Here is a 21086-nt window from a genome sequence, read left to right as displayed (position 1 = left end):
TCCTTCTGTCATCTTTCTTCTTCTCTTTTCTTTCCCTTCTGCACCGTCCGGACGATCGGAAGCCCCAGCCTGTGGCATAAGGTGTCATTGACATCCTTCCCATACAACGGGAGGCGCAGGGACACCCGGTACTTCTCCGGCAGGAGCCTTTCGATGGCCAGAGCTGCCTCCCGCCCCGCCCTGTCATCATCCAGGTTCGTGATCACGGTCCGGATCTCCGGATGGTCCTGCAGGTACTGTTTCAGCGCCGCAGGGAGTTTTCTTTGTTCCATAGGTCTTTTGGAGACATACACGCCCCCAAGGGAAAGCAGGTGCTCCTGCCTCCAGTCCTTCTCATCCAGGATCCGCAGGGTGGCATAGGACAGCACATCCACCGCCCCCTCAAAGACCTGGAGCGTCCCGCATTTTCCCGGGATGCTGAAGGAAAAGTGCTTATCGCTGCCGGAGGCATCCCCTTTGTATCCAGTTTCGCCCATGCCCCGGATGGCGGCATATCTCGGCCTCCCCTCCTTATCCATTCCCACAAAGACCGCGCTGTGGCCGTTCCTGTTCTCATAAAGCCTGCCCGTTTCCAGGCAGAACTCCAGTACCTCCCGGCAGATCCCGCGCCTCTTAAGGTATTCGATGACCCGGTCTGCGTGCTCCGCTCTTTCGGGCAGCAGAAGCCTTTTGGGGGCAGGTTCTTTTTTATGGACCGGCCGTGTCTCCGGACATGGGATGCCGCTCAGTGTCTCTACAGCTTCCAGAAAGGAACACCCCTTCACCTTTACAAGGTAATCTAAAGCGGAACGTCCGCCGATGCCGCGGCTGAACCAGCACCATTTGCCGTTGCTGATCCTAAGGCTGTCGTGGGTGGCCGTCGCATACGTGTTTCCGGAGACATGGACCAGCTCTCCGGGCTCGAAGGTCTGCAGATACGTCAGAAGGTCCATCCGTCTTGCCTTTTCAACCATTTCGGGCGGGATATACCCCATTTCTCTCACCTCCTGTTCACCGCTCCCGGCATGCCTCTTTTTTCATTGACCGGAAGAACTGTTCCATCTCTTTTGGATCCGCCTGCAGGAGGCCATGCTCCCGGAAACTGAACATCTGCCCGCTGCCTCCCCCGATGATGATATGATCAGATAACGGGATGCCCATGAGCTCCCCGCCAAGCCGCAGCCTCTGGGTGATATAAAGATCCGATCTAGACGGGAGGATCTTCCCGCTCGGATGGTTATGCACCGCGATGATGTGGTCCGCGTTTGACAGGATGCTGCTCTTGAACACATCCCCCGGGATGACCATGGCCTGATTGACGGTGCCTACGCTCACGATGTTCAGATTGATGGGTGTCCCATCTGTTTTCAGGTTCAGGATGCACAGGACTTCCCGGTCATATAAGGCCATCTCCCCGGCGATCAGCTCCATGACAGCCTCAGGGGAGTTCAGCTCTTTGTCACTATACAGGGAGGTACCCTTTACCAGACGGATCTTCACCACTTCCAGCTCATGCATCGTCCTCCTCCTCTCCCAGGCTCACGGTGAGCATCTGCCCGTCCTCAAGCTGGCGGACCAGTTCCCGCAGCCCCTGCAGATCTGTCTCCTTCCTTTCTTCCTGCTCCTTCACGGCGCATCCCTCCTTTTTGCCGGTCATGATCCTGCCGGCCTTCATTTCTTTCTGTGCCGCAGGTTCAGCCAGATGACAGCCCCTGCGATAAATACCACTAACAGCACTGTGATCCCCAGTTTCAGTGTCATATACAGCCCTCCTTTCTTTGTGACCACGCCATTCAAACATAAAAAACATACAAACTGTCAAGGTCTCTTTCCATATCCCCGCTTCCATCCAGCCCTATCCCTTACCACTACGTTCCGGAAGCCATATTTTTTTCTTTGAGCTGGTATAGCTGGTAACGAAAGGGGTGAGGTGTGGAGAGGGGAAAACCGGACGCGGCCTGCCATAGGGAGACGGGATAGACTCCCCCCTTGGCGTACCTTCACCGCTCCATGCTCCTCTGCCGTTTCAGATACTGCTCCAGCGCTTTTAAGATCGTATCTTCCATCTTTTTTGCGGACGTCCCTTCAGGAAAATATTTGCTCAGGCGCTTTTTCGGTATCTTGAACTGTTCTATCTGGTTTGGTTTCTCTTCCTGCAGGATGGAAAAGATGACATCCTCACTCAGGCGCCCTTCTTTTGCAAAGCTCTTCATCTTGAGCGCCTGGGCAAGGGACGGGGTGCAGTCCTCACATTCCATCGCATCCAAAAGTGTCTCCTGCAGATCCTTTGGGATATAGGAAAGCTCTACCGCCGGCCGAAAAACGATCTTTCCATCGTCCACCATATCCATGATGGGCTGGATCAGTTCTGTAAGGCGGATATAGCGTTTAATCTGAGTCACACTCTCTTCCGATTTTTTAGCTAATTCCTCATTAGAACGAAACTTCGGTCCCACTGGGTCCGAAGTTAAATCATTTCGCTGACCTTGTCTTTTCATAGCCTCCAATTTCATCTTATAAGCAAGCGCTTTCTCAGACGGCAGGATATGCTCCCTCTGCAGGTTGGAATCCACCATGATGATCGTGGCTTCTTCCTCTGTAAAATCCCGGATGATGCAGGGGATCTCTGAACGGCCGGAAAGCTCCACTGCTCGCTTGCGGCGGTGCCCTGCGATCATCTCATAGCCGTCCCCCTTCGGCCGTACCAGGGCAGGGACGAGGACGCCAAAGTCCCTGACACTGTCTGCCAGGTCCTGCATTTCCTTATCGTCCCGCACCTTAAAAGGATGGCCGGGGAAATCGGAGATCGCTTGGAGGGGAAGGTTCACGACCTTCTCAAGCTTCTCCTCCTCCCGGGCCTCCTCTGTCTTAAAGAGCTCATCGCTCGATGGCAGGGTGAACCGGATGCCGCTGCCTTTCGCCATCCTTAAGCACCTCCTTTGTCAAAGCCTCATATGCCGCGGCAACCGTGCTTTTCCCATCATAGGAAAAAATGCTCTGCCCCACGGTCGTGGCTTCCGCTGCGGACACCGCGATCGGTATCTCGGTCCTATATATCTTCAGCTTATCCCCATATCCATTCCGGAGTGCTTCTGCTGTTGTCTTCGCCAGGTTTGTCCTGTGATCCACCAGTGTGAGGAGCACGCCTTCTATCCGCAGGCCCGGATTGATCCCTCTTTTTACCCGGTTCACGGTCTTGATCAGCTGAGTCATGGCCTTCGCCGGAAGGTACTGGGACTGTACCGGGATGATGACACTGTCCGCTGCCGCCAGTGCATTGATGGTCAGCATCCCAAGGCTCGGCATCCCGTCGATCAGGATGTAGTCATACCTGTCCCTTAATGGCTCCAGGCAGCTGCGCATGACACGTTCACGGCTCATGACCGATACCAGTGTCAGCTCCATTCCCGACAGCTCCAGGTTAGCCGGAAGCAGATCCATCCCCTCTTCATGATGGAGGATGCCCTCCTCCGGCGGTACCGGCACATCCTCGATGGCCTTTCCCATCCGGGTCCCAAGGGTCGCCTCCAGGCGGTCCCCGTCCTGCCAGCCAAGGGATGTGGTCAGATCCCCCTGAGGGTCCGCATCCACCAAGAGCACCCGCTTTCCCTCCCGTACAAGCCCGGCCCCCAAGTTTAGGGTAGTCGTGGTCTTCCCCACGCCGCCCTTCTGGTTGATGACCGCGATCACTTTACTCTGCGGCATATCTGCCTCCTTCCTTTCCTGTACACTTCTCTCTTTTCCTTCTCTCTGTGATCTTCCGTTGGAAGCCGGCCAAAAACTCGGAAACAAAAGCCTCACGCGCGGATCTGAACCTTTCTAAGGCCTCCAGAGGATAGGGATAGTCCATCTCCCCTATGGCAAACAGTCCGCGGATAAGGCCCATAGCCTCCTCCACCCGGTTGGTCTCATACAGTGCGTTCAAAGCTTCATATATATCTTCCATGTCACATGTCTTCTGTCCCTTCCCATACAGGTGTTCCAGCAGCGGACCGGTATATGCCCCGGCAATGGCCAAAATGCTGCTGTGTGCGGCATGGGATGCAGAACATGCTTCTTCCCTCTCCATGGGGACCAACTCCTTTCCGTGATATCGGATCCCGGGCATAAAAAAAGCTGACTGCATTTTTTATGTGCGGCCAGCTTCTATATGGTATCTCCCATACTATAGTTCCTTCTCTTATAGATCCCTGTCTTTCGCCCTATATGGGCTTTCTTTCTTTTCAAAGCTCTTTTCCTCCTTTTTTTCTGCTGTCATCTGATACAGCATTTCTACGGTTCCCATGACCTCATCCCAGGATATGCCTTCTGCATACTCAAACTTCCGCCTGTAGTTTTCCCACAGCCGCTCCATGCCCGGGTCTGCCCGGATCCTGTTCAGGACATCCATCCCTTTTTCTGCTCCTGTCTCCCTCTGCCGGCAGGTCTCTGTAAAAGCCTGTTTCAGATCCGGGAGGATGAGGCTGCTACTGTACTCTTTCTGCAAAAGGAACAGGTCATAAAAATCCCTGAGCCTGGTGTTGGCCGTCCCCCTTCTCAGCACGGTCTCGAGCTTTTCAGCTAATACCGTCTCCAGGTTATAGGCCAGGACCGGGATGGTCCGTTCCTCAAACATCAGCCAGTATTGATACGTGATCTCCTTCGGCGTAATGATATCACCAGTGGAAACATCCAGTTTTAAGGGGATCTTCATGGTATCCAGGACAGCTTCCAGATGCAGGCGGATGCCCCCGTATTCCTCTTCTTCCATGATCTCTGTTATCTTTTTGATCCCAAACGTGACGCCGTCCTCGATGGGAATCCGGATGATATCCTTTATGATCTTTTCCATATGGTCTGCAGACAGGGGCATGTTCCGGACTGTAGTGTCCATATCCATGGTGGAACGGTAATCTACCCCTACCATGGAGGATATGAGCATTCCGCCTTTTAAAATAAATTTCTCCCTGTACGGCGACAGGGAGATCCTTTCCAGAAAACGTTCCATGATATAACTTCGTATGAGCAGCTGCGCCTTCGTGCTGTCCCCATGGGAACGGTTACGGACCAGCGCTTTTAATTGTCTTGATGTGTGGATCACTTATAATAACACCTCCAGATATATCTTTAAGATCTTATCGACTTTGAACTCCTCTGCGTACTCCAGGAGCAGAGGGATATCCTTCTTCCGGCTGCGGGCATACTCTTTCAGGGCGGTCTGCCTGTCCTGGATCTCCACCTGACTGCGGCTGCGCAGAATATCACAGATCGAACGCTCCGCGTTATAAGTACGCACCATGTGGCCCATGGGCGTCTCGATCTCTGTGATGCCGATCGGATATCTTTCTTTTTTTACGATGTGGACGATCACCCCCTCTTCCTTTAGATTTGTCGTTTTATAGCCGCTTTTTACAGTCACCGTATGCTGCATAGGTTCCCGGTCTGTCAGCCCCAAAAGGTATAGAGCAGACTCGTGGGAAAAAACAACATGCGGACATCTAGACTGCAGGATATACATCCCATCCTCCCAAGCATCCGGGGACAGATAGATGCCGTGGGCCATCTTTTCATATCCGTGCTTTTGGATAAATTCCAAAAAGTAGGGCCTGGAGATCCCTAATACCTGGGCATCTGCTGTCCTCAGGATCCCTTTCTTTTCTTTTGAGAGCTGTTCCAGCATTTCTTTCTTTGTCATTTCATCACCTTACTTTCATACAACTTATAATAAAGTATTATAGTTTGCATGTAAAGCATTGATATCGTTCGATTTAACTGCTGTTTATTCCTTCCATTCCAAACCTCTCCTTAAATATCTACTAAAAAAGCGCCTGTTCCTTTAAGAACAAACGCTCCAGCCTCTTGATAGTGATCTCTATAATATTTATAGAAATGATACAATAAAAAATGATTTCTTTATTCACAAAATAAAGCACTAAATATTCTGATTATTATAATAGTACCAAAATAGTACCACGACCTATAGTTAAAGCCGTGAAACCCGCTGTTTATGCGGCCTCACGGCTTTCTGTTTACTATTCGAATTCAATCGTAGCCGGCGGTTTCCCCGTACAATCATACATAACCCTGTTAATATGCTTCACTTCATTCACAATCCTGCTTGTCGCCTTCCCAATCACATCCCAGGGAATCTCTGCACTCTCAGCTGTCATGAAGTCCGTAGTAGTAACCGCTCTCAGCGCCACTGCATAGTCATAGGTTCTCTCATCCCCCATAACGCCCACAGATTTCATATTCGTCAATGCTGCGAAATACTGTCCAATCTCCTTATCCAGTCCTGCATTGGCGATTTCCTCACGCCAGATGGCATCAGCCTCCTGCACCATTTCCACTTTTTCCGCAGTTACCTCTCCAATGATCCTGATACCAAGACCCGGGCCCGGAAACGGCTGGCGGAACACCAGATACTCCGGAATCCCCAGTTCAAGACCGGCCTTGCGCACCTCATCTTTAAACAGGTCACGGAGCGGCTCGATAATCTCCTTAAAATCAACGTAATCCGGCAGGCCGCCCACATTATGGTGAGATTTGATCACAGTGGACTCTCCGCCCACTCCGCTCTCCACAACATCCGGATAAATCGTTCCCTGCACCAGAAAATCAACCGCACCAATCTTCTTCGCCTCTTCCTCAAATACACGGATAAACTCTTCACCGATAATTTTCCGCTTATCTTCCGGCTCTTCCACACCTTTTAATCTCTCATAAAAACGTTCCTGCGCATTTACTCTGATGAAATTCAGGTTATAAGAGCCTTCCGGTCCGAATACTGCCTCAACCTCATCGCCCTCATTCTTCCTTAAAAGACCATGGTCCACAAACACACAGGTAAGCTGATTTCCAACTGCCTTTGACAGCATAACCGCTGCAACAGAAGAGTCCACACCGCCGGAAAGCGCGCACAGCACTTTGCCGTCTCCAACCTTCTGACGGATGGCATTGATGCTCTCCTCCACAAAGGAGTCCATCTTCCAGTCACCGGAGCATTGACACACATTATAAACAAAATTGGAAAGCATTTTCTTCCCTTCCTGTGTATGCAGCACTTCCGGATGGAACTGAACCGCGTACAGGTTCTTTTCCGGATTCTGCACTGCTGCAACCGGACAGTCCGATGTATGGGCAATGATCTCAAATCCCGGTGCTTCTTTCGCAATATAGTCATTGTGACTCATCCAGCAAATTGTCTTCTCGGACACGTTCTCAAACATCTTGGAAGACTGTTCCACCGTAACCTCGATCTTTCCATATTCCCTGACAGGCGCTGTGCCTACCTGACCGCCTAACAGATGCATCATAAGCTGCGCACCATAACAGATTCCCAGAACCGGAATTCCCAGCTCAAAGATTTCTTTTGTATATGTGGGAGAATCCTCCAGATACACGCTGTTAGGACCTCCGGTAAAAATAATTCCCTTAGGCTGGATTTCTTTTATTTTCTCAATATCTGTCTTGTAAGAATAGATCTCACAGTATACATTGCATTCCCGAACACGTCTTGCTATCAACTGGTTATACTGGCCGCCAAAATCAAGTACAATTACGGTTTCTCTCTTCAAAAAAGTGCCCTCCTGTTCTTTTGCATTCCTCAAAACTAGATTTCATTATAAAATATCCCGCTTCAATTTACAAGAAATTTTCCCTTCCATATCTTAAAAACAGAATATCTGACAAAAATCGCCCCTGCAAAGCCGCATTCTTCGTGAACCTTACTTAACTGTATTTTATACGGGATTTACGTGAACCATACAGTGTTTTACCAGCGGAAACTCCTTTTCGACGGCATCATGTACCTTCTGGGCTATCTCATGTCCTTCCTCAAGGGAAAGCGTGCCATCCGCGGAAATTTCAATATCCACATACATTTTTGCTCCGAAAAGCCTCGTATGCAGCATATCAATATGCAGCACGCCGGCCTGTTTTGAAATAATGCCGCGCATCTGTTCCAGAGTCTCATCATCACAGGATTTATCCACCATCTTATCTATGGCATCCTTAAATATATCATAAGCCGCTTTTCCTATAAATAAACATATGATCACACTGGCAATGGGATCTAAAATAGGATAACCCAATCTTGCGCCCAAAATACCGGCAAATGCTCCGACAGAAGAAAGCGCGTCGGAACGGTGATGCCAGGCTTCTGCCATCAAAGCGCCGGAATTGATCTTCTTGGCTGCTGCTCTGGTATACCAATACATCCACTCCTTGAACACAATGGAAACGACAGCTGCCACAAGTGCGATAACGCCCGGTATCGCTGCCCCTTTACTGTTTCCCTTTATGATTTTTTCCACACCGCTGATCCCGATTCCAAGCCCCGTGGCCAGCAGGATCACAGCCAGCACAATGGCAGCCACACACTCCAGTCTGTCGTGTCCGTACTGATGGTTGGCATCTGATTTTCTTTTGGAAATGCTGATCCCAAGAACTGCTATGATCGTTCCAAATACATCGGAAGCAGAATGTACCGCATCAGAGATCATAGCACCGGAATGACCGATAATACCTGCAAGCAGTTTAAAGAGAGAGAGCAGCACATTACCTGCCACACTGACTCCGGATACATGAAGTGCAATTTTCTTTGCCTTTTCATCCGTAACGAATTCTTTCCTTACCTGTTCCATTTTAAATCCTCCCCGGTATTGTTTCTTTGATACTGCATAACTTTCTCTGCTGCTTCTTAATACCCGGGCTGTTTCCAACCATTTAAAAAGCACCTGCGGAACAATAAAGTAATCTACTGTCCCACAGATGCCCTATGCTCATCTGCTGTCACTAAAAGTGACCCGGCTATACGGATGCCCAGCATCCGTGCCTGCTCAGTTTGTACTGTAGTATAAATGCAGTGCAAAGAAGTTTATGTTATTTTATGCCAGAGCAGGCCCATTAGTCAATGCTAATTTTTTATTTAGTTTTCTGTCTCGAATTCTTTGATCACAATTCCCATCCGCTTTGCGCAGACTATGGCCTGCGACATATTGAGCACAGCACCTCTCAGTTCCTCCTTGCCGTCGGATATGATGATTTTGTCCATATCACAGTCAGACATATCCACGCCCTTGAGCGCAGTCTTGAAAAAGCTGGTGCCGGCAAACTTTACCTGATGTAAGTCCATGTTATCCAGCCCACATTTGCTCAGGCTTGACTCTTCCATATTCGTGTCCTTTATTTTAACATAGCTCATTCTGGATGCGTCCAGATTCATATCTGAAAGATTACATTCCAGAAATGACACATGCCGCATAAGGCTGCCGTAAAAATCAGCTCCAACTGCCTTGCAGGACTGAAAGGAACATCTCTTAAAATAGACATCCGTGAGGCTGGTGTTGGAAAAATCGCAGTTTTTAAAACGTACATCAGTGAAACTGGCCTCATCGAAAAAACAGCCGATAAACTTACAGTTTTCAAAAGCTACCCTTTTGAAACGAAGCAGTTTCCCATCAAACTTAGTGATAAACACTCCTTTAAAACAGCAGCCTGTAATTTCTTCCTCAGAAACCTTCGCAGCTTCCAGTACAGAAGACACGTCTTCCATGACCGGCAGTTTTACAGGAGCCTTTGGTTCTTGAAACATTTTACTGTTCATATTTTACCCACATTTCTCTTTCGTTTTAATTTGTAAGTTTAACCACAAATATCTCCACATTTGACCTCAGCGTTTTGGATCATTCCCATTCAATCGTAGCGTTCGGCTTTGGACTCATATCATAGCAGACACGGTTTACGTTTTTAACTTCCTTCATGATACGGTCTGTGATCTTCAGAAGTACCTTCCAGTCAACTTCCTCAATGGTAGCAGTCATGGCATCCACAGTGTTGACTGCACGGATGATTACCGGATATTCAAAACATCTGGCATTGTCACGCACACCGACGGATTTGAAATCAGGAACCACTGTAAAATACTGCCAGACTTTTTTATCCAGTCCTGCATTTTTGAATTCTTCACGAAGGATCGCATCGGATTCACGTACTGCTTCCAGACGTTCCCTGGTAATCGCGCCCAGACATCTCACGCCCAGTCCCGGACCCGGGAACGGCTGTCTGTACACCATCTCTTCCGGAAGTCCCAGCTCAATGCCGCATGCGCGCACTTCATCTTTGAATAACTGTTTCAAAGGCTCTACCAGCTTAAACTGTAAATCTTCCGGCAGACCGCCTACATTGTGATGGGATTTCACCATTTTAGCCGTTTTGGTTCCGCTCTCAACAATATCAGGATAGATGGTTCCCTGTCCCAGGAACTCAATGCCTTCCAGCTTTCTCGCCTCTTCCTCAAAGACACGGATAAATTCAGCACCAATAATCTTACGCTTCTGCTCCGGATCATCTACATTTTCAAGCTTTGTCAGGAAACGCTCAGAGGCATCCACATAAACCAGATTCGCATCCATCTGGTCTTTGAATACTTCCACGACGCTCTCAGATTCTCCTTTGCGCATAAGGCCGTGGTTTACATGGACACATGTAAGCTGTTTGCCAATAGCCTTGATCAGAAGTGCTGCAACTACAGAACTGTCCACACCGCCGGATAATGCCAGAAGAACTTTTTTATCACCAACCTGTTCTCTGACGATCTCGATCTGGTCAGCGACGAAATTTTTCATATTCCAGTTTGCTTCCGCTTTACAGGTATCAAAAACAAACTTTTTCAGGATCTCAGCCCTCTGTTCCTCGCTCAGGTCCTGATATTTCTCACTGCAGGCCGCCGGTTCATGGTCAATTGCCATTACCGGACTGCCAGCTTCATAAATCTCCTGTCTTACATCAATGCGAACACCGTCAACTATATGGTTTGGCCCGCCGTTAATGATAATACCTTTCACATTCGGGAGCTTTTCCAGCTCTTCTTTTGTAATATCATGGGGATAAATCTCACTGTAAACACCCATAGCACGGATTTCTCTCGCCAGTACGGTGTTCTCTGTGCTTCCCAGGTCAAGAATGACAATCATATCCTGTTTCATCGATATTTTCTCCTTTTGTATTTTCATATATTACACTGCCGCGGATGAATGCATCCGAAACAGATGTATATCCTCAGACAAGTGACTGATGCTGCCATTTTCCTCTGATATATCGAATGGTAAAGCAGACAGCGCGGAACAGCCAGTCAATCGTCATAGCCACCCACACGCCAAATACGCCCCAGTGAAGCTTTACACCCAGCAGAACTGAGAATCCGATACGAAAAATCCACATGGAAACAATGGCCAAAAGCATGGTAAAACGCACATCTGCCGCTGCACGCAGAGTGTTTGGCAGCGAAAAAGACAACGGCCATATGGTCACTACGCATATGGAATGATATATCAGTATTTTATAAGCGTAGCCGCTGGCCTCCGCTGACAGTCCGTAAGCCCTGATGATAAAGGGCATTACAAGCATGAGCAGTATATTGATTCCAATCAGGGAAATATAGGCGACCTTCATCAATTTCTTCGTATAATAATGTACCTGCTCAAAATCATTGGCTCCCACACACTGTGCTCCCACTGTGAGCAGCGCAAATCCTATGGACATTCCCGGCAGGACTGCAAATGTGGCCACATTGTTGGACACAGCATTTGCCGCAATGGACGCGGTTCCGAATCCCGTAACAATACTGAGCACCAAAATTTTTCCAAGCTGGAACATACTGTTTTCCAGACCGTTTGGTATACCAATGTATAATATTTTCTTCAGAAGCATCCAGTCTGTTTTGAATGAAAACGGATGGTGGATATGCAGAATCCTGCTCTGATTATTTAAAAGACAGAGCATTACCACACAGGCAACCCCTCTTGATACAAGTGTGGGAATTGCCACACCCTCCACACCTCTGTGGAATCCGTAGATGAGCAGCGCATTTCCGCCCAGATTGATGGCGTTCATAAGCAGGGACGTCTTCATTGCAATGGTTGAATTTCCCATGGCACGGAAAATAGACGCACCTGCATTGTACAGGGCAATCATGGGCACAGACGCAAATACGATCAGCAGATACACATTGCAGTTATACATAACGTCTGCTTCAATCCTGCCGAACACTCCGTTGATAATAAGGTTCTTCCCAAGATATCCAAGCACCATAATGATGCAGGATGCTTTCAGGGTAAAGGACAGCAGCTGGTTGGTTGCCAGGCAGGCATGCTCAGCTTTCTTTTTCCCGATGAACTGTCCTGCGATAACGGCTCCTCCTGTAGCCAGTGCTGTAAAAATGTTGATGATCAATACCATAACCGTATCGATCAAGGATACACCTGACACGGCAGCCTCGCCTACGCTGGCCACCATGATAGAATCGGCAAGTCCTACAAACGCCTGCAGAAACTGGTCGATAATCAGCGGTATGATCAGCTTCCGCAAATCCGCATTTGAAAAGAATCGATTCATTTGTTTTCCCCTCACAATAAGCTTTTGTATTTTGATAGGAACAATTATACGCCCATATTTTTGTCAAAACAAGAGTCTCTTTCGTTAATTTTGCACCTTGTGCAGATATTTTTCCCGGGTAGCCATTCCACCCCGGATATGACGCTCCTGCTTGTTCACGTCAAGGACCTTGCGGGCACACTTTGCCAGTGAAGGATTAAGCTGCAGCAGACGCTCGGTTACGTCCTTGTGAACTGTACTCTTGCTCACCTTGAACTCCCTGGCGGTCTGGCGGACTGTTGCGTTGTTTTCAATGATGTAGTTGGCTATGGATATAGCACGTTCTTCTATATAACTTTTCAAGGAAAAATCTCCCGGAAACGTTGTTTTTACAATGTATGCCGGGAAATTTGGTTGTATGTCAATGCAAATTATTAGTTAATGTAGTGTAGGATATTTGATTGTATTTCGCCGTAGGGGCGATTATATATGAACATCGGCACCGGGGTGTCAGGTTTAACTCAATCTACGCTGCCGCGCAGGCAGCGATACGGTTCCAATGCCGGTGTCTTTAACGTCAACCTATTTCAATCCACGCCACCGCGCAGGCAGCGATTTTCATTTGACGCAGAGACCAACGGGCTTTGGGGATTTCAATCCACGCCACCGCGCAGGCAGCGATAGCAAAAATACACAAACATCCTCACTACATCTTGTATATAATATCATATTATTCTCATATTTACAATTAATTTCCACAGATTCCTCTCACTCCCCACCACCCCTTCTTCCCATTTTCAGCCCCACTACAAGTGCGAATCTCCCGATAAATCCATGCTCCCTCTCAATTCGCACCGGAAATTCTCTCTACACTTATACTTGACATCCCTTCCCCCCGCGTATATGGTATACTAAAACCCTTATCATCCGGCATCACCCAAAAGGAGGCATAACTTGAACTACACACTATACCAACTTCTATGGTTTTACTTACTCTATTCTTTCATTGGCTGGGCAATCGGCACGTCGGTTGCGGCGGTCAGGGAGCATCGGTTCATTGACGTAGGTTTTTTATTCGGTCCCTATTGTCCGGCTTATGGTTTCGGCGCAGTGGCATTTGCGGTCTTTCTGCCTGAACTCAGAAATCACCTGTTCTTTCTTTTTCTGGGCGGGGTGATTCTTTCATCTGTTATCACGTTTTCTACCGGTTTTGTTCTGGAGAAAATATTCCACCGGAAATGGTGGGATTACTCACGGAAAAGATTTCAATTTGGAGGTTATGTCAACCTTCCATACACGGTTGTGTGGGGAATCTCTGCCGTAGTCTGTATTTCCTTTATCAACCCATCCCTGAAGGAACTGCTCGTCTTGATTCCCTCCAACCCGGGAACCATATTGTTAATTGTCCTGTACGCGGTTCTCTGTCTCGATCTGGCAGGAACGATTATGGCTATCAAAGCCGTTCATTCCAGGCTGCGAAGACTCTCTATCATTGAGGGTGTATCTGAAAATCTGCAAAAGGCTGCAGATATGATGGGCGAAGGGCTGACCGGATGGGTACAGAAACATATGGCTAAGGCTTATCCCAGCCTGGAGGCGAAAGAATTATTAGCTGCCAGACAGGAAAAGGAACGGCAGCTTGAGGCAGCCAAAGAGCGCGCCGGTGTGTTTGCTGTCGGCTGTTCGTTCTATAAACTGGTCTGTCTGTTTTTCCTCGGAGCTTTTCTTGGAGATATCACGGAAACCATTTTCTGCCTTGCAACTACCGGTAAATTAATGAGCCGCAGCAGTGTCGTCTACGGGCCGTTCAGTATTGTATGGGGCCTGGGCTGTGTACTGCTGACTGCTATTTTATATCAATACCGCAATCGCAGTGACAGTTATATTTTTATCTTCGGTACCGTATTAGGCGGAGCTTATGAATACATATGCAGTGTGTTTACAGAGCTGGTTTTCGGTACTGTGTTCTGGGATTACAGTGACGTTCCTTTTAATCTGGGAGGCCGTATCAACTTGCTTTACTGTTTTTTCTGGGGCATTGCCGCAGTCATCTGGCTAAAAATTCTTTACCCGCGGCTGTCCGCACTGATAGAAAAAATCCCGAAAAAAGCCGGAGTTCCCATCACATGGCTTATGATCTTGTTCATGGTATTCAACATGATCATGTCAGGCCTTGCGCTTAACCGATACACGGAACGCCACTCCAATATATCGTCTGCCGAAAATGCGGTCACACGTTTTCTGGATAAACATTTTACCGATGAACGCATGGAACATATCTATCCAAATGCTATATTGGTTGATGACTAAACCCACTAAAAATGCCTAAAGAAAAAGACAAGATTCCGGACACTGCCTCCGCATCTTGTCTTTCTTATATTCTTGAAGGAACATCGTTTTATTTTTTCTTACCACAACAATGCTTATACTTTTTGCCCGAACCACATGGGCAGGGATCGTTTGGATATATCTTTTTCCTGTGCTCTTCCTGAAAATCAATGATTTCCGCTTTTCCGCGTGACACATCGTGAAGCGGCTGAAATCCCATCTCGTCTGCTTCTTCCTGTAATGTTTTTACATCCCCGTTATATGACATTTCATCCGGCATATATCCCCGGTTCATATGCATACGTGTGTGATTCCAGACTCTCATCAGAATTTCTGCAAGCTGAGGGAAGTCCTCCTCGTCGATCATAATCAGCTCGTTGTCCAGATATCTCATTATATCTCCTAATTGTCCCCCCAGACGGATAATGCGCTGGATATTCCTACATAATTCCCGGGCGTCCTCTTCTTCCTCTTCCGAAAATTCCATGAAAAAATCTGCCATTGCATCCATATACCTGTCAAAAGGAAGATAGAAATAACTTCCGAGTGTCTGTATCTCTTCTATTGTTGGAGTATAATAAGCCTTAATTCCCTGTATATTTTTAAGATACTGTATTCTATCTGCTTCTATCACCTGTTCCTGAACCAGTTCGTTCCCAACTATCTCAAAACGTTTTAAATATCCGGGGATTCGGATGCAAAACTCCTGCAGCTCTGTCTCTGAGATAGTATTTCCCGTGTTCTTTTCATACATGGAAATCATTCGTTCTATGGGGCAGATTCCATACAACTCTGCGCAGGCGTTGATATGGAGAAAGATATCCTGTACCCTTTTTCGCTCTTCTTTCCACTCCTCATCACAGTTTTTACAATAGGCAGCTTTCACATCTTCCGGAACGTACACCGCTCCCATATAGGTGGCTCCGGCATATCCGCTCTCCACAAGATTCAACACATCTTCGGATTCATCCACACCGGTAACCTCTTTATCCATAAGTGACAATTCCACATCATTCATATACAACAGACATCTGCACATGACTTCCTTTGACAGAAGCTTTTGATATAGAAAATCTATTAGATCCTTCTTTAATAATTTGCTGCAGCCGGAAATGCCATGTATTTTACAGATCTCCTGCAACTCATCTTTCCGATAATCCTCTAAAATATCTCTGAGTGATCCATCGGACAAATTCGCTTCCAGCTCTTCTTTAAGCTGACTGTATTTCGACTCATACTCCTTAATAAGATTACTCATTTCAGATAATGCATCCGTTCTCATGACTTCATCTCTGTTATAATCCCAATCTTTTGCTGTGCCCTGAATAGTTTTAAAACCGCTTCCCTTCTTGGTTAAATCTTCGTAAATCTCACTCTGGATCATGGGACTGCTTTTCTTATTTTCCAAAGCCATATGCTTTAACGATGCATTCACTTCTGCCAAATCATATTTTGGAGTAAAATGTCCCTCTGTCCATTTTTTCATACTTTCATATTCAGGATGGGAGGAATCCTTCAGAATCTCCAGAAGATCATAATATCCATAAATACCCCCGCAGTCCTCATACGGTGTTTCTCCCTTATACTTTAAAACAACAGGATAGGCAAACTCATAATCCTCTATGACTTTTTCGATGGTCACCCTATGCTCCCAATAGTCCCCGAAATCATATATATAAGAAAACCAGTCCTCCTGCTCCATAAAAGAATCTATGATTGTTTCAGATGCCTCCAGATATTCCATATCATCCATATCTGCGAAGTCTTCACATTCCTCTTCAATACTTATCTTCAAGTGATAATATTCAAATTTAAACAAGTGATATCCGCACCAACCCATAACCTCGTTGAGAACGATACTGAGCTGTGAAAAACTCAGTCCGGCCGGAACAATAAACCTTCTCCATATGGGTGGATGGGAATTTTTAATTGCTATTTTCATCTGGTATGCTTTCATAATTCCACCTCTTTTCATTTAAATTCAATCGTTTGTACTGATTCGTTATTTTTAATCAGCCTCATGGCTTACAATTCCCGCATGCCTCATATCCGTTATCTATCAGCTCGTCTTTGCTGCCTTTATAATAAGCTTTATTGTCTTCCTTCATTCCTTTCAGCGACGAGCAGGAAGGCAGGTGAATCTTCTTTGTATGTGTGTTCAAAACATAGTCGCAGTGCTCTGCGTCACTGTTATTTTCCTCCACATACGGCTCTTCTTTATCGCCGCTCGCAGTCCTGGTACCGGGTGTATAATCGTTGCAGGGTTCCTGTTCCCAGGATATTGTTTTTCCATCACTGTGGAGAATGATCGTTCCCTGTTTGTCCGTACGGAATACGGGAATCCCGTCATCCTCCAACAGCTTTATGGTATCCTGTCTGGGATGTCCGTAGCTGTTGCCGTCTCCGCAGCTTATCACTGCATAGGAAGGGGAAATCTGTTCCAGAAATCTGCTGCTCAGGTAGGAACCGTGGTGGTTTAAAAGAAATACATCTGCCGCAATATCTGCACCGGATTCCATTACCTGTTTCTCACCGGTTTTCCCCATATCACCGCCAAAAAAGAAACGATTATCCCCATTTTCCACAATCACTCCCACTGAATCCTCATTCTCGTCCTCGTGGCCATAAGAAATCGGAGAAATGACCCTCACGGAAGCACTTCCAAGGGAAAAGACATCGCCCTGGGACGGATGCGTCTCCTCGTACCCCTGTTTCTCCATGGCATCCTGATAGGACTTATAAATGGAAGAATCTGTCTCATAATCAGCCGTGATGACTTTTCCTGCCGGAAACTGGTAGAGCGCACCAATAGCTCCCGCCAGGTGGTCCTCATCAAAGTGGGATATCAATATGTAATCCAAAGACTCCACATTCTGACGCTTCAGATAGCTTACCACAAAGGAGGATGCTTTCCTGTTTCCTCCGTCTATGAGCATATAGTGCCCTTCAGATTCCAGAAGCGCTGCATTTCCCTGCCCAACATCCAGATAATGTACGTTCAGCCGGCCGCTGCCTTCTGCTTCGCCTATAGGCTGACCACCGACCTCCGGCTGGCTCCCATCCGCCGTCTGCCCCACGGAGCTGCATCCTACCAAAAGTAATGCCAGAACCACCAGCCCGGCTAATAAATTTTTCCATTTCTTCATTTCCCTTAATTCCTTTCCCGTCTTATCCCTGGTGCCTGTTCACCTGTCTGTTTTCTCCACAATACATACGTTTTTTGCAACTATCCAATCAGTTCTGCACATTTCCTGCACAGGCTGTGCGTAAAAGCAGCAACAGGACATCCCCCATCAAACAACAATTTTAATGGGCTGATCCACATAACAATTCAACCGGCTGAATCATAACACGCTTTTTTATAAGCCTTTTCCACCCTCTCACTAAAACATACCATAATAATCTCTTCTATATCAGGATACTTTTCCAGTCCCTCGTAAATCGTCTTCACTGCGATCTCAGCCGCCTGCTCCAGAGGATATCCGTAAATCCCTGTGCTGATTGATGGAAATGCCACAGTCCTGCAGCCATTTTCATGAGTTAACCGGATACAGTTTTCATAACAGCTTTTCAACAGTTCCGCCTCTCCGAAAGCGCCGCCGTTCCAGACAGGCCCCGGAGTATGAATCACATATTTTGCAGGAAGCTGATACCCTTTTGTTATCTTTGCCTGTCCGGTCTCACATCCGCCAAGTGCTCTGCATTCATTCAAAAGCCCCGGTCCCGCCGCTCTGTGGATGGCCCCGTCAACACCACCGCCGCCCAGAAGAGAACAATTTGCAGCGTTTGCAATGGCATCCACATAATACGTTGTAATATCGCCTGTTTCAATTTTAAAAATCCCCATACTGACCTCTCCTTTCCTATCCTGCCATCTGCCGTTTTTTCATCATCTGCCGCAGTTTGCACCAGCAGACCATATGTGCCGCTGCAGTGATCACCCAGGTTATAGGGTACGACAGATACAAGACAAACAGACTGTGCTGCCATACAAATATGGTAAATATCCAGACGATCCTAAGCCCGCAGGCCCCTGTCAGGGACACCAGCATAGGCAGAACCGAATATCCCATACCGCGCAGACTTCCCACCAGCACCTCCATGATACCACAGAGAAAATAGGGAAGACATATGATTTTAAGCCTCTGTATTCCGTAAGCGATCACCTCTGCATCCGAGGAGTAGATTCCAAGAAGATGCGGTGAAAATAATACCATCAGACATCCGAAGATTCCTCCGATGACCGTCACAAGCACCAGACACCTCCATAAAATCTGACTAATCCGTTTCTGATTACCGGCCCCCATATTCTGGCTGGTGAAACTCAATGCAGCCTGGTAAATAGAGTTCATGGAGGTATATACAAACCCCTCCAGATTGGATGCTGCTGTATTTCCTGCCATGGCAATGGCTCCGAAAGAGTTTACAGAGGACTGGATCAATACATTGGATATGGAAAAAATGGCACTCTGCATCCCTGCCGGAAGACCAATGCGGACAATGTGTTTTAACTTGTCTTTATGTATTTTCAGCTTTCTAAGTTCCAGCCTGCACATTCCCTCTGTATGCATAAGGCAGCGCAGAATCAAAAGTGCTGACACTGCCTGAGAAATAATCGTAGCAAGCGCCACACCCGCCACGCCAAGACCGCAGACAATAACAAAGAACAGATTCAGCACCACATTGATAACTCCGGCCAGAAGCAGATAATAAAGAGGCCTCTGGGTATCTCCTGTAGCTCTCAGCACCGCTGCACCGAAATTATAGAGCATCATAGCCGGCATCCCTACAAAGAAAATCCTCATATAGAGCACTGCCTGCCCCAGAACCTCCGGAGGTGTTGCCATCCACTCCAGCATTGGCCTGGCAAACGCTACACCCAGAAATATAAGAATACAGCCGCAGACAATACTGAACAAAATAGATGTATGTACTGTCTCGCTTACATTTTTAGAATCCTTCGCCCCGCAGAACCTTCCGACCAAAACATTTGTCCCAATGGAACACCCAATAAATACATTGACAAAAAGCTGTATCAGAGAACTGGTAGACCCCACGGCTGCCAGAGCATGATTTCCAGAAAACCTTCCCACAACCACAATATCTGCCGCATTAAACAAAAGCTGCAGAATACCGGATAAAATAAGCGGCACAGAAAACAGCAGCAGCTTTCCCCAAAGCGGCCCGTTGCACATATCTATTTCGTATGACTTCTTCATTTTCCTCTTCCTTCTAAGGCGGAATTCTGCCGCCTTACTCTCTGTTTTAAACCAAAACAATTTTAAATCTGCCGTACTGCGTCAGACATCATTTCTTACAGAAGCCAGATACAAACAGGACTACCCACCTGCATACTGTCTTCTGCTGCCGCCTCTTTGAAATCCATATGCTTCACCGAAATGATCTCATTGGAATCCTGGTTTGCAATGACCAGATATGTAATCCCCGAATCTCTGTCCTCTGCCGCTGCAAAGCAGCGCGGTGTCTTTCCTCCGGAGGAGATACTGCCTGTGAGCGCAAGCCTTCCCTCACGGTCCACATCATATACACTGATATTGTCAGCTCCCCTGTTGGAAACATATAACTTTGTCCCGGCAGAATTAATGCGGATTTCCGCCGCTGTATTCGGTATTTTTCTGTCCTTCTCCATGAGGCTGGAAACATCCTGTACTTCTTGAAGTGTGCCGCTTCCATAGTCATATACAAGAACCCTGTTTCCCATCTCCTGCACTACATAAAACATGGGAAGAAACGGATGGTATACCAGCATTCTCGGACCATATCCGGGCTTTGTCATCCAGCTCTCCACCTCTGTAAAAGTCCATTCACCCTTCTGTTCCCGCACCACACAACGGCTTATTTTGTCCAGCCCCAAATCACACACAAGCACACCTTCCGCAAAACGGCATGGATGGATAGAATGTACGTGAGGTCCCTCCTGCCGCTCCTCATCAACGGAATGTCCCTGATGCTGTATCACCATTGCCGGTTCCCGGAAATGCCCGTCTTCCCCTATCCTGTATGCGCAGGCAGAACCGCTGCCATAATTACTGATATATAATATCCTCTCCTCCTCATTCAGATAAAGATGACAGGGATTGGTTCCCATGGAAGGTTTTCTGTCCACCAGCCTCATCATGCCGTCCTTCCCGGTTTCATAAACACTGACAGCTCCGCTTTCAAGTCCTTCATACTCTTCCAGCTCACTCACCGCGTAAATCCTTTTTCCTGCTTTATCTGCACAGACATAGGAGGGATTCTTTATCCCTTCTATCAGCTGATCCTGTTTCATTTTTCCTGCTGTCATATCTATTTCAGCCAGATATATCCCCTGTCCGTTGCCGTTAAAACGGCTTCCGTCACCGAATATAACGGTTTCCGTATATGTACCGATCAAAAACTTCTGTTTCCCTTCTGACATCCGG

General features: G+C 47.4%; 19 protein-coding genes and 1 riboswitch. Of the genes, 1 reads left to right on the top strand and 18 read right to left on the bottom strand.

All coding sequences use genetic code 11. The annotated features are described in order from the left end of the window. Positions 1 to 8: 8 nt before the first annotated feature. From LC508_RS22365 to spoIIID, 13 genes are all read right to left on the bottom strand, one after another. Complete coding sequence (locus LC508_RS22365; protein ID WP_118593880.1) at positions 9 to 974, bottom strand: DUF3991 and TOPRIM domain-containing protein; 966 nt, start codon at positions 972 to 974, stop codon at positions 9 to 11. 16 nt (positions 975 to 990) lie between these two features. Further along, positions 991 to 1497 (bottom strand): JAB domain-containing protein, encoded by a 507-nt coding sequence (locus tag LC508_RS22360; protein WP_103732808.1) that lies wholly within the window; start codon positions 1495 to 1497, stop codon positions 991 to 993. Positions 1498 to 1979: 482 nt separating this feature from the next. After that, positions 1980 to 2903, bottom strand: a complete 924-nt coding sequence (locus LC508_RS22355; protein ID WP_225305248.1) for a ParB/RepB/Spo0J family partition protein — start codon at positions 2901 to 2903, stop codon at positions 1980 to 1982. Next, entirely contained in the window at positions 2857 to 3684 is an 828-nt protein-coding gene (locus LC508_RS22350; RefSeq protein WP_103732810.1) for a ParA family protein, read from the bottom strand. The genes LC508_RS22355 and LC508_RS22350 overlap by 47 nt, the downstream gene beginning before the upstream one ends. Beyond that, the gene (locus LC508_RS22345) at positions 3671 to 4048 is read right to left on the bottom strand and encodes a hypothetical protein (protein ID WP_146051765.1); all 378 of its coding nucleotides are present in this window, start codon (positions 4046 to 4048) and stop codon (positions 3671 to 3673) included. The genes LC508_RS22350 and LC508_RS22345 overlap by 14 nt, the downstream gene beginning before the upstream one ends. A 111-nt stretch (positions 4049 to 4159) precedes the next feature. Beyond that, positions 4160 to 5059 (bottom strand): nucleotidyl transferase AbiEii/AbiGii toxin family protein, encoded by a 900-nt coding sequence (locus LC508_RS22340; protein ID WP_103732811.1) that lies wholly within the window; start codon positions 5057 to 5059, stop codon positions 4160 to 4162. Further along, positions 5060 to 5653: a type IV toxin-antitoxin system AbiEi family antitoxin domain-containing protein gene (locus LC508_RS22335; RefSeq protein WP_103732812.1), complete on the bottom strand. Its 594-nt coding sequence runs from the start codon at positions 5651 to 5653 to the stop codon at positions 5060 to 5062. It abuts the gene before it with no gap. Between the two features lie 337 nt (positions 5654 to 5990). Further along, the gene (gene guaA, locus LC508_RS22330; protein ID WP_103731452.1) at positions 5991 to 7535 is read right to left on the bottom strand and encodes a glutamine-hydrolyzing GMP synthase; all 1545 of its coding nucleotides are present in this window, start codon (positions 7533 to 7535) and stop codon (positions 5991 to 5993) included. 165 nt (positions 7536 to 7700) lie between these two features. Next, positions 7701 to 8603 carry a cation diffusion facilitator family transporter gene (locus LC508_RS22325; RefSeq protein ID WP_033139148.1) on the bottom strand — a complete coding sequence of 301 codons (903 nt, stop codon included), beginning with the start codon at positions 8601 to 8603 and terminating at the stop codon, positions 7701 to 7703. 114 nt (positions 8604 to 8717) lie between these two features. Next, a riboswitch (NiCo riboswitch) is annotated at positions 8718 to 8812 on the bottom strand. A gap of 75 nt (positions 8813 to 8887) precedes the next feature. Further along, positions 8888 to 9565, bottom strand: a complete 678-nt coding sequence (locus LC508_RS22320; protein ID WP_054350520.1) for a pentapeptide repeat-containing protein — start codon at positions 9563 to 9565, stop codon at positions 8888 to 8890. Between the two features lie 79 nt (positions 9566 to 9644). Continuing rightward, complete coding sequence (guaA, locus tag LC508_RS22315) at positions 9645 to 10946, bottom strand: glutamine-hydrolyzing GMP synthase (protein ID WP_103731451.1); 1302 nt, start codon at positions 10944 to 10946, stop codon at positions 9645 to 9647. Positions 10947 to 11019: 73 nt separating this feature from the next. Further along, positions 11020 to 12354, bottom strand: coding sequence for an MATE family efflux transporter (locus LC508_RS22310; protein ID WP_052098778.1), 1335 nt, complete (start codon positions 12352 to 12354; stop codon positions 11020 to 11022). 84 nt (positions 12355 to 12438) lie between these two features. Beyond that, entirely contained in the window at positions 12439 to 12696 is a 258-nt protein-coding gene (gene spoIIID / locus LC508_RS22305) for a sporulation transcriptional regulator SpoIIID (protein ID WP_033139152.1), read from the bottom strand. Between the two features lie 591 nt (positions 12697 to 13287). Here spoIIID and LC508_RS22300 point away from each other — a divergent pair. Next, positions 13288 to 14643 carry a putative ABC transporter permease gene (locus tag LC508_RS22300; protein ID WP_103731450.1) on the top strand — a complete coding sequence of 452 codons (1356 nt, stop codon included), beginning with the start codon at positions 13288 to 13290 and terminating at the stop codon, positions 14641 to 14643. An 88-nt stretch (positions 14644 to 14731) separates the two neighbouring features. Here LC508_RS22300 and LC508_RS22295 read toward each other — a convergent pair whose 3' ends face one another. The 5 genes from LC508_RS22295 to LC508_RS22275 form a co-directional block, all read right to left on the bottom strand. Beyond that, the gene (locus tag LC508_RS22295; RefSeq protein WP_158587261.1) at positions 14732 to 16618 is read right to left on the bottom strand and encodes an IS1096 element passenger TnpR family protein; all 1887 of its coding nucleotides are present in this window, start codon (positions 16616 to 16618) and stop codon (positions 14732 to 14734) included. Positions 16619 to 16679: 61 nt separating this feature from the next. Continuing rightward, positions 16680 to 17807 carry a ComEC/Rec2 family competence protein gene (locus LC508_RS22290; protein ID WP_103731448.1) on the bottom strand — a complete coding sequence of 376 codons (1128 nt, stop codon included), beginning with the start codon at positions 17805 to 17807 and terminating at the stop codon, positions 16680 to 16682. 185 nt (positions 17808 to 17992) lie between these two features. After that, positions 17993 to 18508, bottom strand: coding sequence for an O-acetyl-ADP-ribose deacetylase (locus LC508_RS22285; protein ID WP_103731447.1), 516 nt, complete (start codon positions 18506 to 18508; stop codon positions 17993 to 17995). A gap of 16 nt (positions 18509 to 18524) precedes the next feature. Continuing rightward, a complete protein-coding gene (locus tag LC508_RS22280) occupies positions 18525 to 19880 on the bottom strand; it encodes an MATE family efflux transporter (protein ID WP_033139186.1) in 1356 nt (451 codons plus the stop codon). 95 nt (positions 19881 to 19975) lie between these two features. Continuing rightward, positions 19976 to 21082: a lactonase family protein gene (locus tag LC508_RS22275; RefSeq protein WP_103731446.1), complete on the bottom strand. Its 1107-nt coding sequence runs from the start codon at positions 21080 to 21082 to the stop codon at positions 19976 to 19978. Positions 21083 to 21086 lie beyond the last annotated feature (4 nt).

The sequence above is a fragment of the Blautia parvula genome (assembly GCF_020215665.1).
Taxonomy (GTDB): Bacteria; Bacillota; Clostridia; order Lachnospirales; family Lachnospiraceae; genus Blautia; species Blautia celeris.
Note: the sequence above shows the minus strand (reverse complement) of the source record. Positions and strands in the feature narration are given on the sequence as shown.

Excerpts from the sequence above, each read along its gene's own strand:
- LC508_RS22360 (WP_103732808.1), bottom strand. The coding sequence starts at position 1,497 with ATGCATGAGCTGGAAGTGGTGAAGATCCGTCTGGTAAAGGGTACCTCC.
- LC508_RS22290 (WP_103731448.1), bottom strand. The coding sequence starts at position 17,807 with ATGAAGAAATGGAAAAATTTATTAGCCGGGCTGGTGGTTCTGGCATTA.
- LC508_RS22320 (WP_054350520.1), bottom strand. The coding sequence starts at position 9,565 with ATGAACAGTAAAATGTTTCAAGAACCAAAGGCTCCTGTAAAACTGCCG.
- LC508_RS22310 (WP_052098778.1), bottom strand. The coding sequence starts at position 12,354 with ATGAATCGATTCTTTTCAAATGCGGATTTGCGGAAGCTGATCATACCG.
- LC508_RS22295 (WP_158587261.1), bottom strand. The coding sequence starts at position 16,618 with ATGAAAGCATACCAGATGAAAATAGCAATTAAAAATTCCCATCCACCC.
- LC508_RS22280 (WP_033139186.1), bottom strand. The coding sequence starts at position 19,880 with ATGAAGAAGTCATACGAAATAGATATGTGCAACGGGCCGCTTTGGGGA.
- LC508_RS22365 (WP_118593880.1), bottom strand. The coding sequence starts at position 974 with ATGGGGTATATCCCGCCCGAAATGGTTGAAAAGGCAAGACGGATGGAC.
- LC508_RS22285 (WP_103731447.1), bottom strand. The coding sequence starts at position 18,508 with ATGGGGATTTTTAAAATTGAAACAGGCGATATTACAACGTATTATGTG.
- LC508_RS22350 (WP_103732810.1), bottom strand. The coding sequence starts at position 3,684 with ATGCCGCAGAGTAAAGTGATCGCGGTCATCAACCAGAAGGGCGGCGTG.
- LC508_RS22345 (WP_146051765.1), bottom strand. The coding sequence starts at position 4,048 with ATGGAGAGGGAAGAAGCATGTTCTGCATCCCATGCCGCACACAGCAGC.
- LC508_RS22355 (WP_225305248.1), bottom strand. The coding sequence starts at position 2,903 with ATGGCGAAAGGCAGCGGCATCCGGTTCACCCTGCCATCGAGCGATGAG.
- LC508_RS22275 (WP_103731446.1), bottom strand. The coding sequence starts at position 21,082 with ATGTCAGAAGGGAAACAGAAGTTTTTGATCGGTACATATACGGAAACC.
- LC508_RS22335 (WP_103732812.1), bottom strand. The coding sequence starts at position 5,653 with ATGACAAAGAAAGAAATGCTGGAACAGCTCTCAAAAGAAAAGAAAGGG.
- LC508_RS22325 (WP_033139148.1), bottom strand. The coding sequence starts at position 8,603 with ATGGAACAGGTAAGGAAAGAATTCGTTACGGATGAAAAGGCAAAGAAA.
- guaA (WP_103731451.1), bottom strand. The coding sequence starts at position 10,946 with ATGAAACAGGATATGATTGTCATTCTTGACCTGGGAAGCACAGAGAAC.